This is a genomic window from Pseudoalteromonas sp. T1lg24 (assembly GCF_002964745.1).
GTDB classification, from domain to species: Bacteria; Pseudomonadota; Gammaproteobacteria; order Enterobacterales; family Alteromonadaceae; genus Pseudoalteromonas; species Pseudoalteromonas spongiae.
Genome location: NZ_PQCB01000033.1, coordinates 839,345 through 855,216 on the forward strand (window position 1 = coordinate 839,345; position 15,872 = coordinate 855,216).

Consider the following 15,872-nt stretch of genomic DNA (forward strand, 5'->3'; position numbering starts at 1 on the left):
ACATTAAAAGGAAGGTTTTGTGTATCAGTTATATTATTATCCGCTTAACGCCAGTATGGCACCACATTTTATACTTGAAGCGCTGGGTGTAGAGTATGAGTTGATTAAGGTAGACAGAAAAAATAATCAACAAAAATCAATAGAGTATTTGGCATTAAACCCTGCGGGGCGTATTCCTACCTTAATTGATAACGGCACTGCTATTTTTGAAAGCCCTGCCATTTGCATTCACTTAGCTGAAAACCACCCAGATGCGAATTTGATCCCGCCATCAGGTGATATTAATCGCCCTGTATTTTTCCAGTGGATGATGTATTTAACCAATACGATTCAAGCCGAACTTATGGTGTACTTTTACCCTGAAAAACACACCCTAGATGCACAAAATGCAACTCAGATTGTTGAGGCGCAAGAAGCACGTATTACCGATATGCTCGCGCTGCTTGATAATGAACTAAAACATAAAAATTATTTGGTTGGGCAAAGCGTTACGGCCTGTGATTTTTTCTTATTTATGTTGTGCGTGTGGGCTGATGAATTTAAAAAGCCACCGCTTACGTTTACTAATCTAGCGCGCTTTTTAAAAAACCTCGCACAGCACAGTGCGATAAAAACTGTGTGTGAAAAAGAAGGGTTAAGCCTTCTCGATTATCAATCGTAGCGAGCGTGATTATGGCATTAATTTATCAAGAAACCGTGCCAAGCCCCGAGGAATTTTGCGAGATGCGAATTAAAGCAGGGCTTTCTGCAAAATCGCTAAAAGCGGCAAGCATTGCATTACCGAATAGTTTGTACGGTATTTCGATACGCGATGGTAAGCAGTTAATAGCAATGGGGCGTGTAGTTGGAGATGGCGCGTGCAATTTTGAAGTGGTGGATATTGCGGTAGACCCAGCCTATCAAGGTCGTGGCTTAGGCCGCGAGGTGATGCAATACATTGATAACTATTTAGCATCGGTCGCGCTTGAAGGCTCGTACGTGTCTATGATCGCTGATGAACCAGCCTTTTACGAAAAATTAGGTTATCGATTAGTTGCGCCGAAAAGCCAAGGTATGACAAAAAAATTTACACCAAATCATGAGACGCCGCTTAGCAGTTAATGTGCTAAGCGGCTTTTTGTTATTGCTCTTTATTTAACAAACCCATCAAGCCAACCAGCGCGGCAAATAGCACGGCTGCCACAGGCCAAATAATCCAAGTAACGCCCCAGTTCATTGTCCATAAGCTCCAGGCTAAGAAAATAGCGACCACTAAAGGCCAATAAAACGGTGCAAGTTTGAGTGCGTTGCGTTCACTTTGGGTGAGTTCGCGGTTTTTATCCCCTTCGTTTAATACATGTTTATAGGCTTCATATTCACTTGATGCGGGAATAATCACCCATAAACCTAAGGTAACGATAAACAATAACGCGGCGAGCATCAGCAAGGTTAAATCGGTGCGACCAATCAGCATAATAACTAACAATAATGGAATGCTACTGGAAATAAATAAGGTCACAGCGAGCGATACTTTGCCGTTGTACTTAGGTGTGAATGCGTCGATTTTCTCACTAAAGGCACTATGCACACCATACATCAATTCAAATTTACCTTTTTCAATGGGAGCAATGGCACGCTCATATTGATTGGTTTGGATCACCAAACGCACACCTGCTGCAATTAGAATAAAAATTGAAATTATGCCAAACACCACTGCGGTATTTTTATTTAACCCAATGCTGTTGTTATTGGCTAATGCCAACAGAAAAAACAACGGCACAGCCGAGCATACAAAAAATGCGACGCCTTTTGCCGTGAGAATAGCTTGGGCTTTTTTGGTGTTTACGTAGTCGATAGCTTGCTCTAGGCTAATTTGTGTTAAGTCATTGTCGCGCTCTTCTAAGTGTTCAGCCGTTTCGATTTCGTCTTTTAATAAAAAGTCGGTTGAGACATTAAACAGTTCGGCCAATTTGATTATTTTATTTAAATCAGGAATGCTGTTGGTGCTCTCCCATTTTGAAACCGATTGGCGCGATACGCCCATTTTTTCGGCTAATTCTTCTTGTGACCAGCCCAGTTGCTTTCTTAATGTAATTATTTTCTCGGATAAGATCATTGTTCGTTACTCTGTTTGTTAAATTGCCTCTAGCTTAGGAATTTCAACGGTTGCACACTAGCAAGCTGGCTTTGAATCTTGTCAACTGGCAGTTGCATTTACTTATTTTTGCTAAAAAACGGCGATTTTTTACTTTCTAGCATACCGCTTATTGATTAATCGACCAGTAAATTGTTTATGCGTTTTTATAATTTTTTTGCCGCGCTTTTGTTGCAGCCCTATCGCAATATTCAGAAAACAAACCGGCAAGTTCAAAAACGCTAAGTTATATTTATGCGCTTTTAGTTTTCTTACTTAGTTTTGATTTAAGTCCTTTTGTGAAATAACTTTAGTTGATAGATTGGTATGCAAAATAACGATTGCTGGATAAAAGATGGATTGGCTTGCCGAAGAATCAGAAACAATTACAAATAACCGTAAACCATGGAAAGTAGTAATTGTTGATGACGATTTAGAAGTACACAAAGCAACAAAGTTAGCAATGAAGACGTTCGAGTTTATGGGGCGGCGCCTTGAATTTTACAGTGCCTATAGTGGCAGCGAAGCAAGAGCGCTTTTGCGCGAACATCTCGATGTGGCCGTTATTTTGCTCGATGTTGTAATGGAAACTGACGATGCGGGTTTAAAGCTCGTTAACTTTATTCGTGGTGAGTTAAATAATCGCGATACGCGTATCGTGTTAAGAACAGGGCAAGCCGGACTTGCACCAGAGAGCGAAGTGATTAAAAACTACGATATTGACGGTTACAAAGCCAAAACCGAAATTACCGTCGATAGCTTGCATCATTTGTTCTATACCTCATTACGTTCGTTTCGCGATATTTCCCGTTTGTGCAGCTACAAAAATGCGTTAAAAGCCTTGCTAAATTCGGTGCTAAAAGTCGATAAGCTCGCCGATATTGAATCGTTTTCGACAAATTTACTCACCTATTTGAGCGATGTGCTAGACGCCTATGAAGCAGAACTGGTGATCAATAAGCGCAAAGCGTCGGTTATCAATATAAAAAGCACTAATACCACGGTAATTAACGCGCAAAGTGATAGTTCTTCAGCCATTGATGTACCTGACTTTATTAACACGGTTACCGCTGCCAAACAGCTTACTTACCAAGGCAATTTCGCCGGAATTTATTATAAAAGCGAAAATGAAATTGAAGCTGTGGTGGTGCTAGAAGTGGACACTGAGCTCGATAACAATGCCATAGAGCTGGTGGAAATATTTACTGAACATGTGTGTGCCCTGATCAGCAAAGTGAATGGAGCAAAGTGATGATACATTTCAATATTGATAAAATCATAACCTCGCTTAAATCGTCTTATGGTAAAGATTTTTTAGATACCATTACGATGCAGCTGCATAAATCAATTGGCGCGCAGTTTACCTTTATTGCCAAATTAGATGCGATACGCAATGTATCCCAAACGATGTCGTTAGTGGCAGGTGATGAATTTGCCGAAAATTTTGAATACTCGCTGGAATTCACCCCGTGTGCTGATGTAAGTGACGATTCTACATGTATTTTCCCCAGTGAAATTTGTAACTTATACCCTAAAGATCAACTGCTTATCGATATGGGCATCGATGGTTACATTGGCGCACCGTTGCACGATTCTAAAGGCGCAGTATTCGGCTTAGTTGTAGCGCTTTACAGTAAACCAATCGAAAACGCCGAAGAGGTTGCGTCGTTATTTGAACTATTTGCCGGACGTATTTCCGCTGAATTAGAACGCGCTGAAAAAGAACACGCATTGTTTGAATTAAACCAATCACTTGAGCAAAAAGTAGCGTCGCGCACCCATGAATTAGAAAGCGCATTAAAGCAGTTAAAAAGTTCGCAAAAACAACTTATCGAACAAGAAAAATTGGCGTCGCTAGGGCGTTTAGTGGCAGGTGTTGCACACGAAGTAAATACGCCGTTAGGTGTTGCTATGTTAGGTAATTCAACGGTACTTGCTGGGGTAAATCAGCTTGCTAAAAAGTTAGCGAGCAATACGCTCAGCAAGCATGATTTAGACGCTTTTCTAATTGATGCTAAAGAGGCGGGCGAAAGTGTTGAGTTTAATTTAAACCGCGCCAGTGAATTGGTGGTTAACTTTAAGCAAATCGCGACCGATTTTCATACGGATCCGAAAAGCGACGTCAATTTGGTTGAGTGGATATCGTCTATTTCTACAAGTTTAAAACCAATGCTAAAAAATGCGGGTATTCAATTTAAACTTGAACTGCCACCTTACGCGTTAATTGTAAATACGTACCCGTCGCGTTTAGCTCAAGTGGTGACTAATTTAGTATCGAACGCGATAAAACACGCCTTTCCAAAAACGCACAACCAAGCTGAAAAGGTCATTACCATTAGGCTAAGTGGCGATGCTACAAATTATGCGCTGGAAATAGCCGATAACGGTATTGGTATGGACGAAGACACACAAGCACATATTCTTGACCCATTTTTTACAACAGACCGTAAATCGGGCGGCATGGGGCTTGGTATGAGCATAGTGCACAATTTAGTTACGGGGTCGTTAAATGGGCGCTTGGTTATTAACAGCGAACAAAATAAAGGCACCAAAGTAAGTGTTTATTTCGCGGGCAAGTAACTAATTTTTAAACTAAAGTTTTTGGGTTTTGGTTTCTGACTTTTATAGCGGGCGCATTTATGTCATGCTGCGCGGCAAATAATAATCAAATATTAGGCTGGTAATGGAATTACGACACGTTAGTGAAACGATTATTCATGGTATCTCAACAAGAACTAATAACGATGCTGAAATGGGGCCAAATGGTAAAATTCCGGGTCTTTGGCAAACGTTTGATGCAAAGGTACCGGTAAACTATCAAGGTGGTGAACGAGTTTACGGCGTTTATTACGATTATGAATCAGATCACACCGGCATGTTTAATGTGCTAGCAGGGTTTGACGGTACATCTTACCCAGATAATCTAGAAGCAATTACGATTAACGAAGGCAAGTATTTGGTGTTTAGCCATAAAGGTGAGATGCCACAAATCGCAATAGATGCGTGGACGCAAGTTTGGCAGTATTTCGCAGGTGATGCGTGTGAGCATCAACGCTTATTTACCACTGACTTTGAATACTACCCAAATGGCAATCAAATAGACGTATGTATTGCGGTAAAATAACACGATAGCTGTGTTTAAGTGGGTGAGCTGATTTTACTTTCAGCCACCACAATATTAAAAACTGTTTAATATCAATCGTTAGCGCCATGAACAAATGCCCACACTGTCAACAAAAGTTAAATCCATTTTCATTGTCGTTTGCTGCATTTCCTGTTTACTTTAAATGTAAAGGCTGCTTAAACTGAAAACAGTATGATATTTAAGCCTAATTGCTGTTTGGTTGGTGATTACTTGTAGCGCTTTTTCACTGCGTTGGCAGTATATAACTGCCAAAATTACTGTGTTGTGTTATGACACTTTAAGCTATGCCTCAACTGCGCGATAACGCGCAGTTGCTGTAAAAAGTAGTGGTGGCGGGCCAATCACTAAATACCCCAATTACACCCACTTTTTTAGCGAGAAAGTCGAGCAACTCTAAGGTAAAGCCTTCATTTTTGATTGCCGGTTTAACTGATTGATAATAAAAACCGCCACCTTGCGTGAGTTGCCCTGAGCGCTCTAACGTCCATGTAATTATTTTTAGTCCGGCTTTTTTTGCCTCTAGCGCATAGGCTGATTCAATCAGTTGATTATTTTCATCTAAACTTACCAACACCCAAAGTGGTGGCGCAATAATATTGATGCCCATGGCTTTTAATTCGCTCATGCTATATTGCCACGTTGCGGGGTTATTATGATCAAATCTTTGTTGTTCATAGCCATCGTCTAAGTACACGGCTTGTTTGGCAAAATCAGGATGGTGTTTAATCCAGTATTGTAAATCGTCAAGCTCAAACGATTGCACAAAGACATCACTTGGAGAAATACCTGCTTGTTTATATTCGCTAATCAGCTTTTTTGCGTATTCGTGTTGTGACAATCCATCAAACGGCATTGTTACTTGGGGCTTTTTAAGCTCAGGTGTCATTTTTACATCTAGGCTTTTAAACAGTTCTATGCTTTGTTGGTGAGTCATTAAAGTGCCGTTAGCAGCATATAAATCAGTGCGCCAATTAGGTGTGCCAGTTAGGTAGTCTTGCGGCGTTTTGGCGTACACATTGGCGCCGTCCATTTTCCCTGATAACTGCAAAAATTCTGCGAGTGTAAAATCTGATGTGCAGCATTCTACCTGTGCTTTTTTGCCAAGGGACTTGTCACCTGGAGTAAAGGGTATTCGGCATTTTTTAGCCAATTTTGGCTTTGCTAGCACGTTTGTTGTTTGGTGCAAGTCACATTGCGAATGTCTACATACTAGGGCTTGGTCTTTGGTAAAGGCAACATCACATTCTAAAATGCCTGCGCCCATTTTTGCTGCAGCAAGGTAAGACTCTTTGGTATGTTCTGGAAATTGCAGTGGCGCTCCGCGATGACCTATTGAAAAATCGGATTTTTTAAAGGTATTTGTATTACAACTTTCAAGCTGAGTTTTAAGTGGTGAGTTGTCCATTTGCGAGACGAGATAATATGGGCGTACACCCACTTCAACTTTTTCATTATGTGTTTGTGACACGCTTTGGCAGCCACTAAGAAGCAGAATTATCAAGAAAATTATCGCGCGCATAAATCGCCCTTATGGTTATGATTTACCCATTACAGCACAATAAAATGACAAAATGAGAAACAACACATTATTTTTGGCAATGCGCATATTAACCTTGGTGTGGTGTATCAATACTTGCGTACTAGCGATGTGAGTTTGCTATTTTACGGCCTTGCCTAAATGACATTGGCTAATCAATCAAAAACTTGAGCTCGGTAGCTGCTTTAGTCGGTGTAACTTCTGTTATCTCGTAGCTGGCTATGTTTTCACGATAAAAAGGGTCGTGTGCGAGTTCGCGCTCAAGTGTTTTGCGATCGTTAATCGTTGAAATGATCACGCCACCTGTTCTTGGTTCTTTTCGGCCCGATAAAACAAAATGCCCTTTTTCATATTGGGCATTTAGGTATTCAATGTGCTCAGGTATAAATTTATCAACCTCGTTTAGGGGCACTTGATAGGTGAGTGAAATAATAAACATATGTCGTCCTTGATTTATAAAAGCAAAGTCTGATTATTAGCGCGTAAAGGCTAATACGCTTTAGTTGTTTTTAGCGATGCCCATTAATACCTGCATCGTACTATTGCTGCTGGTTAATGAAAATGCGTTAGTCACGTTTTCAACAAGCAAATTTGCGTTTTCATAACCTTGGCTGATCATCTCTGGAGTAAAACCAAAATCATCCTGCTCGTTGCGTTGCCAATCCCACTGTACAAACGTACCGCTTTGGTTTAACAAGCGTTTAAACAAAGTTAATAACTGCTGGTAATTTGGCACAAACGCACACACTGATGATGCAACAATTAAGTCAAAACCTTCTGTTAACAATGGGTTATTTTTAATTTCGTGTTCTGAAAGTTCACAACAAAGCGTTTTGACATTGGTAAGCGATTTTGCGTTTAACACATCAATCATTTTTGCTGATGTATCAATGGCAATGACCTCTGTGGCTTGTTTCGCAATTTTTTCTGTAAGTAAGCCTGTGCCACAGCCAAAATCGAGCACTCGCAGGCCATTTAGTTCTGTATATTGTGTAAGTGATTTGAACGCGTTTTGTGCGTAGAGGACTACATCTTGGTTGTTGTCCCAGCCATCGGCATATTCATCCCAACTGTTGCTCATATTTATTCCTGTTTAAAAAGTTTTTAAGGTTTAATGCGCGCAAGTAAAGCACGTATTTCGCTCACAACCATTTCGGGTTCATCATTTTGTGGGTAATGGTAGCTTTTATCGGTTAATACAGCCTTTCCTTGCGGAAAATCATTGGCCCAATCGGTATGCAGTTTGCCCCACAGTTCACGGGCTTTGTCGGTAAAAAATAAGAGCGCTGGCTCGGGGTAGTGTTTTATTGAGGCAATGACGGTAACCGGAATATCTGGAATTTGTGGGTAGTCGGGCAGTGGGCGCTTAGACCAAAAATCTAAATATTGGTTAGAGAGTCCATTTGCTTGGTCGTCGAGTTTTACTTGCGCAATTTCTTTTTCTGCCTGCGCTAAGTTAATTTGGCGCATGATATCGACATCGTGCTCTGATGCTGGCTCAATCAGCATTAATGCGCTTACTTGTGTTGGGTAAGTTGCCGCAAATCGTCTTGCGATGTAAGCGCCGTAAGAATGGGCAATTAATACCACGGGTTTTTTAATTTTTAGTGCAGCAAGTAGCAAATTCGCCTCTTCTGCATATTCTTCTGAGCTGTAGTTTTTAGTTATTTTTTGCGAACCGCCATTGCCAATACGCGAATAGCGAATAACACGTGCATGCTGAGTTAGCGTATTGAAAATAGGGTCCCAATCGGATAAACCTGCCGAACCTCCGGCTTCTAATAAAATGGTATGCTCACCGCTACCAGTCATTTGGTATTCGACGGTAACCCCTTTTACTTTTGTAAATTGGGCGGTAGCGAAAACATTAAAAGTGAGCAGTGAACTTGCGAATAACAACCAAAATTTCAAAATAACTCCTTACTATGGTGATGGGAGGGCAACGTTTTTATACAAAGGCGAAAACTAATACCAGATTGTTCTTAGCCAAATAGCCTAATACTCACAGGTGTATTTACTGTAATTCCAACTTCCACCTGCATCTAAGCAGGTGTCTGAGTGTAAAAATTCGTTTAAGAACGGCGTAACAGAGAGGGTGATTGCAGCAACTGCTAACCAGGCTTTAAATTTTCTGTGCGACTTTTTGAGAATAATAACTGCAAATAATGTGCACGATGCGGCCCACATTAAATTGTGTTTACTGTGCTCATTCCAAGAAAAATCGCTTTTATCGGGCAAGCTTATGGTCCAATAATTAAAAAATGCGGTGTTCACAAAAATTAATGCGCTAACAACAAGAGACGTTGCGATACACCATTTTAAAATCTTAAGCTTATTCATGTGGCAATATTCTGATTAACGTATTTGCACGATTATGACTTAATTTTAGGTACATGTATTGTAAATAACTGTATTAATTAATTTGTTAAGCGCCTAGTAACGGCAGGTGTTTACACCGCTGATAGGTTAATGCGAGTGTTAAACATTGGCGAATAATATGATGCGGTAAAGGCTTATTGAGCGGCAATATAATTGCTCTGTTTGCTTGAAATTCAAGTGTATCGCGATAGAGTTCTCGAAACGTATCGACAAGCTTGGTGCGGCAGTTAAAATACAATGCATAGTATTGAGGGTTTTTGGGCTTCCAGTCCATGCGTATTGGCGTACCTGATTTCACACTGTAACTTGGCTCGCCCCATTTTAAACACTCGTCAACATCGCCTAAGTTTAATTCTGTTGCCAGTGAAAATATTAGGCTGCGCAATTCTTCTAAACGTTGCTGCACGTGAAGAGGGTAAGTGCGCAAACGCTGTTGTACTTCATTGTTCATGTTGCTTCCTGCTATTAATTGGGATCAGGTAAATCTTATTTATGTTTTGGTCATAAATAATTAGAGCAAAGAGGCTAATACGCTCTGGTACTTAATCAAGTTTATTTATACCGCGGGCGAGTAGCACTCTTTGCTAAAAATGGTTTTAACTACCTTAAACGCTATTTTAAATCGCCATGCTCTAGGTAGTATGCGTGAACTTTGATTGGATTAACATTGAGTTGGTGTGCAATTTCCTCATTACTAAGACTTGTGCTCATACCTTCTATGCTAAATTTTTGCATTAGCGATGATGCGCTGTTAATCCAAAACAAGTGATCAACTCCAGGTTTACCTTCAATAATACGGGCATAGAATTGCCTTGTTACGCCATTGGGTGTGAGGCGAATGTATTCCGCAGTTTTTGGCATATCTCTATTAAGCTGTTGCCTAAAAATAACGTCTTTCACAATGATGTTTTGATGAGGTAATTCAAGCGTTCCACCGCGTTCAAAATGATCTGAGTATAGATCAGCCGTAAACTGCCATATTCCTTTTTTATTTTGGGCTAGCTGGGTTAGGTCAAATCGTTCTGGTGATAGCGTCCAATAATTTGAGTTATTTACTAGCGCATTTCGCAACTTAGTGTGATTTACACTGTTGGCGAGCTCAAAACGTACAATTAACTGCATGTCGTGGGGAGCATGAAACATAGGTAAGTGCGACGCATAAAGTGATTGCCCATCTGAAAAAAGCAGCATGCCATGTAAACCAACTCGCGCGTTATGCTGGTGGTTGCTGTTTTTCGCAGAGGCACCGTTAGCAACACCAAGTAAAATGGATAAAATAATTGGCAATATGATTTTCATTACATAACTCCATGCTTTGTTTGTGAAAAAAGTAACCCTAAAACACTGATAGTGAGGGTGCATGTAAATACCCAAGCAGTAATCGACAGGGTGTTTTTAAACACGAAATGTTGAATAAGTGCTTGCCCTAAAATGCCAAGACCAACCCAAATAGCATACGACACCGTTATTGGGATTGTTTTACTGGCAACGCCAAGCAGATACAAGCTCAAACCCATGCAAGTGCATAGCATAAGAACGTAAAAATGAGATTTTGCGGATGTGTGAGCGCCGAGTAGCGCAACCCATAAAATTTCGAAAAGTGATGCACCGATTAGTGCTAAATAACTCAAGAACATAAACGCCACCTAATAAATATTTGGTGGGGCCGTCCCCGATGAAAATGGAGCGGTAAGGTCGTCCTTACTTCCTAACGGACGCTAAAAATAGCAAAAGCTAAACGCATCTGCAACACCCTTTTAATGGCTAAATATGTCACTTGTGTATGCTAGTAAGTCGTGCGCTTTTGTTAAAACGAATATTGAAAATCTAACATTACGCGCGTGCTTTCGTGGCTTATAGGTGATTGCCCCCCTTTAAAAGGCTGTACCGCGTAAACATTGCTATTAAAGAGGTTCTTTATGCCAAAATTCCATAAAGTATGAGTGGTTCTAAATTGATAGAAAGCATCAACATCATAAATCGTATCTAACTTTTCTGGCTCGCCACAGATTAAATTTGGATCATTTGTGCAAGCATATTGACCCGAAATAACTCTAGCCAGTAGATGAAAACGCGAATTGGCTGTAAAACGATAGTGGAAATCAGCCTTAAACATGTGGTTTGGAATACCCAAAACCGCATCTTTGTTTGAGGGAATTGTAAAGGAATCAATATTACTTTTTTCAACGGTGAAGTATGAATAATTGGCGTTGACATGGAGCTTATCTAATTGCCACTTAAGTTGTAGCTCCATACCCATTGTTCTAAAGTCACCGAGTGTTGTATTACTGGCTGATTGCGGATTAAAACCAATAAAATTATCTACTTGTAATAAATACAAGTTACCTACGAGTGACGTCGCTTCGGTTAATTGATAACCTGTTTCCATTTCCCAGCTTTTACTGGTTTCGGGATCTAAGATGGGAGTGCCTGCATTGTGTGCACTAGCTACGGTATCAAATTGCGGTATTTTAAATGCCTCGTTGTAGATTAATTTTGTATGAAGTTTATCCCAAGTTTTGGTAAGTGACAGCCTAGGTACCAGCTCAGGCCCGGCTAAATCGTGATTTTCGTAGCGGATACCGGCAAGCACGTTGGCAAAATCCCAATCAGATTCGTATTGGGCGTACAACGAATAATCATTGTTTGACGCGTTATTACTGCCAAAATATCGTACTGTTGGGTCGAAAATATAAGATTGGCTAACCTCGGCTTTTTCATAATAATAATGAGAGCCAATCAATAGGCTGCTGTTATCAGCTAATGCATACAGACCTTGTACATCGACACGTGAGCGGTTTATTTTGCGTGAAAGATCATGACCATATTGCCCTTGGCTATTCCATGGTTTTTGACTGGTATAAGTTAATTTACTGCTTAACGCGAGCTTATCATTAAGCTGCCACTCTTTACCTAAACTAATCGCCTGATGTAAAAAAGTTAATTCATTGGCTTGCGTGTAACGCTGGTTTGGCGAAAAAAATAATCCCGAGTCGCCAAACAATAGGCGGTCTTCTTGTTTTAACTTTTCATACTGTGCATTTAAATCCCAACCGTTATAGCGCAGATTCATACTTAGGTTAGTCGGTTGCGAGTTGCTATTGTTTTGCAGGTTAAACTGATAACCGTCAAGGGCTTGCCAAGTGGCATTACTGTAATCACCATAGCCTAAACTACCAGATAGCCCATATTCCAACTGGGAAGATTTAAGTGTTATTCGCCCGAGTGAGTAAAACCAACAATGCCATTATGAAAACCCGATTTACTAATGTCAGTCATCAGGTTGAGTTTATTGTCGCTGGTAGCTTGGTTGAGTGTGGTGACGCGGATTACAGCTAAAGCAGCTTGACCACCATATTTAACGGACCCAGGACCACGAATGATCTCTACCTGAGAGATATTACTTACTGGATAGCGATTTCCCAAAACAAGTGAGCCAAATGCCATTTCATTTTGTTCAATGCCGTCAATAATCAATAATATTTTAGCTTCCATGCCCCAAATGCCACGAAAGCTCACCGAGAATGTGCCCAAGGTATCGGTGCCAATCCAAAAACCAGGTACCTGTTTTAATAAATCTTTTAAATAACGTGCACCAGAACTCTCAATGGTACTGCGAGTGATCAATGTTATGACACTTGGTTGTTCATTAATGCCTTTTTTATCGTTGGACGCGATATCAATTTCGATGTCAATTAATTCTTGAATGGATAGGGAGAAAAGGTCAGTCTCAGAGCTCGGGGTTTGAGCGGATGCTTCAAACGATAACCCACTCAAAAAAATTAACAAAACACAGAGTATATAGGTGATAAGGTATTTGAAAATCATCACAGAATTAATGGTGAGCAGGGCATATGTATAGTTTAGAAGCATTGCTCTTTTTATCAACTCTTTAGAGTAGTGCTTTATGCTAATTTGGCATTTAAACGGGCAAGGTTATACTTTTAAATTTGTCGACCAAACAACATGAATTAAGATAGCAATAGCAGGAAAGCATACTGAAACTTCACATATTGACTTATTAAGAGGCAAGTTGCCTATTTTTCTACGGCAACATCGCCTGTTTACATCCTAAAGCAATTTATAACACTAATGATTAGTGGTTACTAGTCAGGTAGTTATTTGAGAATTAACATTTTATAAGTCGCAGAAAACGGGCAAATTGCCTGTTAATATTATTAAGGGGGAAGTAATTATTAAGAAATGGAATAGGCGTGATTTTTACTTCAAACAACGAAAAATTTGATATGGGAATGGAATAGTTTATTTAACGGCTGCAATTCGCTCTTGTGCGGCATTCTTATAAACACGTTTTGTGGGAAGACGTGTTAGTTGAACGTCTTTTTCAAGAATTATGTTAATAGTGTTAGATGACCAGAACCCTCAAAACGCCATTTTATCAAGATGGAAACCTCAGAAAAAATAATTGATAAAAATCGCTAAAATTTAGAAAAAAAGCTGCCAATTTTTTGTTTAAATTAGCCTAACCAGCTGTTTTAGTGAAATTAATCTAAGTTCAGATTCTCGAGTTAGATGAGTTTATACACACCGATAACGGTATAGCATTTCGGTTAAGATGTTTTGCACAATGTTATTATTTTGATTAAGCGTGAGCGGTTTGGGATGAGTTTCTTATAGCTTTAATTGTTAGAGTGCAACATTGTTTGTGTTTCCTGCACAGGAACTTGTGTGCAATGCGACATGAAGCTTGTTGGTTCTAAAGGGCTAAAGACTAAGTTAGCCCTTAGTTAAGGGCTACTCGACAAGCAGCGTTAATTTACTTGATGAATAGCCTGAAACGACCTGCTTTAATTCATTGTCTTGCTCGACATCAACCAGTAGCGCGAGCGGATGATCTTCATTTTCTGTCAAATTTTGGCAGATAATGTACAAGTGCAGAGTATGCCACCCCACTAATCCGCTCACCCACATAGAAAACAAACTTACTGCAATAAAAAAAGCGATACTGAGCATCATTGTCCATTCAAGTAAGTAAGTTAATACCACGGTTGTTATTAGCAAAGAGACAAACAACAAAATCTCTGCCAAAACAATATTTGCGAATTTATGTGTAAGCCAAACATGCCAAGGATGCTTTTGTCGGCCACAAATTTCAGAAATATTGTCAACGTCAGAAACCTGTATAAACTCACCTAACTCCAGAATTCCAATTTAAGGTTTTTACTTCCTTTCAAGAGGTTAAAAAACATTCTTTTAAATTTCAAAATCACGTAACTCTGGAATTTTTTCATTAAAATCACTTAAAACTGGAATTTTTGTTACTAGAATGACTCAGTTTCACAAACACAGCGCAAAACTGAAGATATTTAGGTGGATACAAAATAACTATGGAAGTGATTTGGTAATTTGTCTAAAACCTAAGAAATGAATAGCTTACTCTCGGAAAAAAGAACATCACTGAATTCTAGTAGTATTCGCAAATAGTTAAGAAGTTTGTTACAAATGAGTCATTCAGAAAAATGGGTCACACTGTAGTAGAAAAACGCGCGACTCGCTCACTATAAATATGTTAAGCATCCATTAATGAGGGAAATAATGTGTTAGTTATAAATATATTGATAGCCGCATTTAGTTTGACAGCCACACTAGCAGCATTTGGAGGGGATACTTGGGATAAAGATGAGCCAGTTATTACAAAGCGAATAAACCTAAGAGGCTGGGTGTCCCTTCTTTCCATAGTCATTGCATTTTCCTTAGGTGTTTATAAAGAAATTCATACTCACCACGAGTCGATAAAAAAAGATAATGCTTCTGAGATTCTTAGGAGTGAGCTTAAAAGTAGTAGAGATCAAATTCAGGAGTCAGCAAAAAAAATAGCAACCTTGGAATCCTCACTTTCCGCTAGACAGTCAGAAATCAATGCCCAAGTGATGGTAATAGAAAACCTTCAAAAAGAGCTGCAGCGACAACAACAAGACCTCGCTGATAAAACGGACAGCCTTTCCATCGAAACAAATAGCTTAGCTCGAAAGCAGCTTTCATCTATTGAGTCTGCTTTCAGGCTGGCTATAGCCACTGTACCTGAAGTTGACAATTGGGTTCTCAATCTCAATGGTTCTCGCCTGCAGAGAATTCCGTCAAGAAAATATGATCAAATGCAGCTCCACTGGGGCGACTCATTCAAATTTGTCATGTTTCCCAGCGATTATTCTACAAGTGATTTATCTACACTTAAGTTGGTAGCGGGTGATAACAAATACCCACTTCATTCGGGTAATGGTAACTCTTTTTTTGAAGAAACAATTCGTGTTTATGGCAGCACACCAAAAGCTATGCCAGCCTATGTGGAGAATCCAATGGGGTTAACAGGCGTTAAAATTAAGATTTTTGTTCGCTCATCAGATTCAACCAGAGGTCAAAAAGAATTTAAAAAGCTTGTAACTTCAAGTGAGTTCTTTTCAATAGCCAAAGATATATACAAAACAACTACAGCCGGTCTTCTCAGATTGCGTTCAGAGGCTAGTACTCAGTCACAAATCCTATCTCAATTACCTAAAGGTTCTTTTGTCCGTGTTGTACAAAATGTTGGAAGCTGGAGTGAAATAGTTACTCCAGAAGGTAGGCAGGGTTGGGTTGCTTCTAAGTTTCTTGCGATTATCGAGTAGAAATGCTTAATAAGTTGCTCCAAGCTGAGAAATTACTAGCTGCGCTCCTTATGTTCGGGTGAGCAAGGCGTT

18 protein-coding genes are annotated in these 15,872 nt (G+C 39.8%); 6 read left to right on the forward strand and 12 right to left on the reverse strand.

The features are described from left to right. Window positions 1–19 precede the first annotated feature (19 nt). Both C2M30_RS15945 and C2M30_RS15950 read left to right on the forward strand, forming a co-directional pair. On the forward strand, window positions 20–661 hold the full coding sequence (locus C2M30_RS15945) for a glutathione S-transferase family protein (RefSeq protein WP_105172390.1): 642 nt from the start codon (window positions 20–22) through the stop codon (window positions 659–661). Between the two features lie 11 nt (window positions 662–672). Continuing rightward, window positions 673–1,101 carry a GNAT family N-acetyltransferase gene (locus C2M30_RS15950; protein ID WP_105172391.1) on the forward strand — a complete coding sequence of 143 codons (429 nt, stop codon included), beginning with the start codon at window positions 673–675 and terminating at the stop codon, window positions 1,099–1,101. Between the two features lie 19 nt (window positions 1,102–1,120). Here the strand turns inward: C2M30_RS15950 and C2M30_RS15955 are convergent, their stop codons facing one another. Next, on the reverse strand, window positions 1,121–2,095 hold the full coding sequence (locus tag C2M30_RS15955; RefSeq protein WP_105172392.1) for a helix-turn-helix domain-containing protein: 975 nt from the start codon (window positions 2,093–2,095) through the stop codon (window positions 1,121–1,123). Window positions 2,096–2,468: 373 nt separating this feature from the next. Here C2M30_RS15955 and C2M30_RS15960 point away from each other — a divergent pair, with 373 nt between their 5' ends. The 3 genes from C2M30_RS15960 to C2M30_RS15970 all read left to right on the forward strand — a co-directional run bounded on the left by C2M30_RS15960 (window position 2,469) and on the right by C2M30_RS15970 (window position 5,237). Continuing rightward, the gene (locus tag C2M30_RS15960) at window positions 2,469–3,365 is read left to right on the forward strand and encodes a DUF3369 domain-containing protein (protein WP_105172393.1); all 897 of its coding nucleotides are present in this window, start codon (window positions 2,469–2,471) and stop codon (window positions 3,363–3,365) included. Beyond that, window positions 3,365–4,693, forward strand: a complete 1,329-nt coding sequence (locus C2M30_RS15965) for a GAF domain-containing sensor histidine kinase (RefSeq protein ID WP_105172394.1) — start codon at window positions 3,365–3,367, stop codon at window positions 4,691–4,693. Before C2M30_RS15960 ends, C2M30_RS15965 begins: the two co-directional genes overlap by 1 nt. 103 nt (window positions 4,694–4,796) lie before the next feature. Then, window positions 4,797–5,237, forward strand: a complete 441-nt coding sequence (locus C2M30_RS15970) for a GyrI-like domain-containing protein (RefSeq protein ID WP_100915781.1) — start codon at window positions 4,797–4,799, stop codon at window positions 5,235–5,237. Between the two features lie 310 nt (window positions 5,238–5,547). Here the strand turns inward: C2M30_RS15970 and C2M30_RS15975 are convergent, their stop codons facing one another. The 11 genes from C2M30_RS15975 to C2M30_RS16025 all read right to left on the reverse strand — a co-directional run bounded on the left by C2M30_RS15975 (window position 5,548) and on the right by C2M30_RS16025 (window position 14,211). Then, window positions 5,548–6,777, reverse strand: a complete 1,230-nt coding sequence (locus C2M30_RS15975) for a glycerophosphodiester phosphodiesterase family protein (RefSeq protein WP_105172395.1) — start codon at window positions 6,775–6,777, stop codon at window positions 5,548–5,550. Window positions 6,778–6,946: 169 nt separating this feature from the next. Then, on the reverse strand, window positions 6,947–7,234 hold the full coding sequence (locus tag C2M30_RS15980) for a YciI family protein (protein WP_105172396.1): 288 nt from the start codon (window positions 7,232–7,234) through the stop codon (window positions 6,947–6,949). 60 nt (window positions 7,235–7,294) lie between these two features. After that, entirely contained in the window at window positions 7,295–7,876 is a 582-nt protein-coding gene (locus tag C2M30_RS15985; protein ID WP_105172397.1) for a class I SAM-dependent DNA methyltransferase, read from the reverse strand. Window positions 7,877–7,899: 23 nt separating this feature from the next. Then, on the reverse strand, window positions 7,900–8,706 hold the full coding sequence (locus C2M30_RS15990; RefSeq protein ID WP_105172398.1) for an alpha/beta fold hydrolase: 807 nt from the start codon (window positions 8,704–8,706) through the stop codon (window positions 7,900–7,902). Window positions 8,707–8,790: 84 nt separating this feature from the next. Continuing rightward, entirely contained in the window at window positions 8,791–9,135 is a 345-nt protein-coding gene (locus C2M30_RS15995; protein ID WP_105172399.1) for a hypothetical protein, read from the reverse strand. An 85-nt stretch (window positions 9,136–9,220) separates the two neighbouring features. Beyond that, complete coding sequence (locus C2M30_RS16000) at window positions 9,221–9,625, reverse strand: DUF1801 domain-containing protein (RefSeq protein WP_105172400.1); 405 nt, start codon at window positions 9,623–9,625, stop codon at window positions 9,221–9,223. Window positions 9,626–9,786: 161 nt separating this feature from the next. Then, window positions 9,787–10,473, reverse strand: coding sequence for a hypothetical protein (locus C2M30_RS16005; RefSeq protein ID WP_105172401.1), 687 nt, complete (start codon window positions 10,471–10,473; stop codon window positions 9,787–9,789). Then, window positions 10,473–10,811: a DMT family transporter gene (locus C2M30_RS16010; protein WP_105172402.1), complete on the reverse strand. Its 339-nt coding sequence runs from the start codon at window positions 10,809–10,811 to the stop codon at window positions 10,473–10,475. The genes C2M30_RS16005 and C2M30_RS16010 overlap by 1 nt, the downstream gene beginning before the upstream one ends. 170 nt (window positions 10,812–10,981) lie before the next feature. Continuing rightward, the gene (locus tag C2M30_RS16015; RefSeq protein ID WP_105172403.1) at window positions 10,982–12,370 is read right to left on the reverse strand and encodes a TonB-dependent receptor plug domain-containing protein; all 1,389 of its coding nucleotides are present in this window, start codon (window positions 12,368–12,370) and stop codon (window positions 10,982–10,984) included. A 17-nt stretch (window positions 12,371–12,387) separates the two neighbouring features. After that, the gene (locus tag C2M30_RS16020; protein ID WP_158683495.1) at window positions 12,388–12,951 is read right to left on the reverse strand and encodes a TonB-dependent receptor plug domain-containing protein; all 564 of its coding nucleotides are present in this window, start codon (window positions 12,949–12,951) and stop codon (window positions 12,388–12,390) included. A 978-nt stretch (window positions 12,952–13,929) separates the two neighbouring features. Further along, the gene (locus C2M30_RS16025; RefSeq protein ID WP_158683497.1) at window positions 13,930–14,211 is read right to left on the reverse strand and encodes a hypothetical protein; all 282 of its coding nucleotides are present in this window, start codon (window positions 14,209–14,211) and stop codon (window positions 13,930–13,932) included. Between the two features lie 521 nt (window positions 14,212–14,732). On the opposite strand from C2M30_RS16025, the gene C2M30_RS16030 reads away from it, so the two are divergent. Then, entirely contained in the window at window positions 14,733–15,800 is a 1,068-nt protein-coding gene (locus C2M30_RS16030; RefSeq protein ID WP_105172406.1) for an SH3 domain-containing protein, read from the forward strand. Window positions 15,801–15,872: the final 72 nt, after the last annotated feature.

What these genes read in the sequence shown, in the direction of transcription:
- C2M30_RS15980 (WP_105172396.1), bottom strand. Translation starts at nt 7,234, where the DNA reads ATGTTTATTATTTCACTCACCTATCAAGTGCCCCTAAACGAGGTTGAT.
- C2M30_RS16005 (WP_105172401.1), bottom strand. Translation starts at nt 10,473, where the DNA reads ATGAAAATCATATTGCCAATTATTTTATCCATTTTACTTGGTGTTGCT.
- C2M30_RS15950 (WP_105172391.1), top strand. Translation starts at nt 673, where the DNA reads ATGGCATTAATTTATCAAGAAACCGTGCCAAGCCCCGAGGAATTTTGC.
- C2M30_RS15955 (WP_105172392.1), bottom strand. Translation starts at nt 2,095, where the DNA reads ATGATCTTATCCGAGAAAATAATTACATTAAGAAAGCAACTGGGCTGG.
- C2M30_RS15965 (WP_105172394.1), top strand. Translation starts at nt 3,365, where the DNA reads ATGATACATTTCAATATTGATAAAATCATAACCTCGCTTAAATCGTCT.
- C2M30_RS15960 (WP_105172393.1), top strand. Translation starts at nt 2,469, where the DNA reads ATGGATTGGCTTGCCGAAGAATCAGAAACAATTACAAATAACCGTAAA.
- C2M30_RS16000 (WP_105172400.1), bottom strand. Translation starts at nt 9,625, where the DNA reads ATGAACAATGAAGTACAACAGCGTTTGCGCACTTACCCTCTTCACGTG.
- C2M30_RS15975 (WP_105172395.1), bottom strand. Translation starts at nt 6,777, where the DNA reads ATGCGCGCGATAATTTTCTTGATAATTCTGCTTCTTAGTGGCTGCCAA.
- C2M30_RS15970 (WP_100915781.1), top strand. Translation starts at nt 4,797, where the DNA reads ATGGAATTACGACACGTTAGTGAAACGATTATTCATGGTATCTCAACA.
- C2M30_RS16010 (WP_105172402.1), bottom strand. Translation starts at nt 10,811, where the DNA reads ATGTTCTTGAGTTATTTAGCACTAATCGGTGCATCACTTTTCGAAATT.
- C2M30_RS15995 (WP_105172399.1), bottom strand. Translation starts at nt 9,135, where the DNA reads ATGAATAAGCTTAAGATTTTAAAATGGTGTATCGCAACGTCTCTTGTT.
- C2M30_RS15985 (WP_105172397.1), bottom strand. Translation starts at nt 7,876, where the DNA reads ATGAGCAACAGTTGGGATGAATATGCCGATGGCTGGGACAACAACCAA.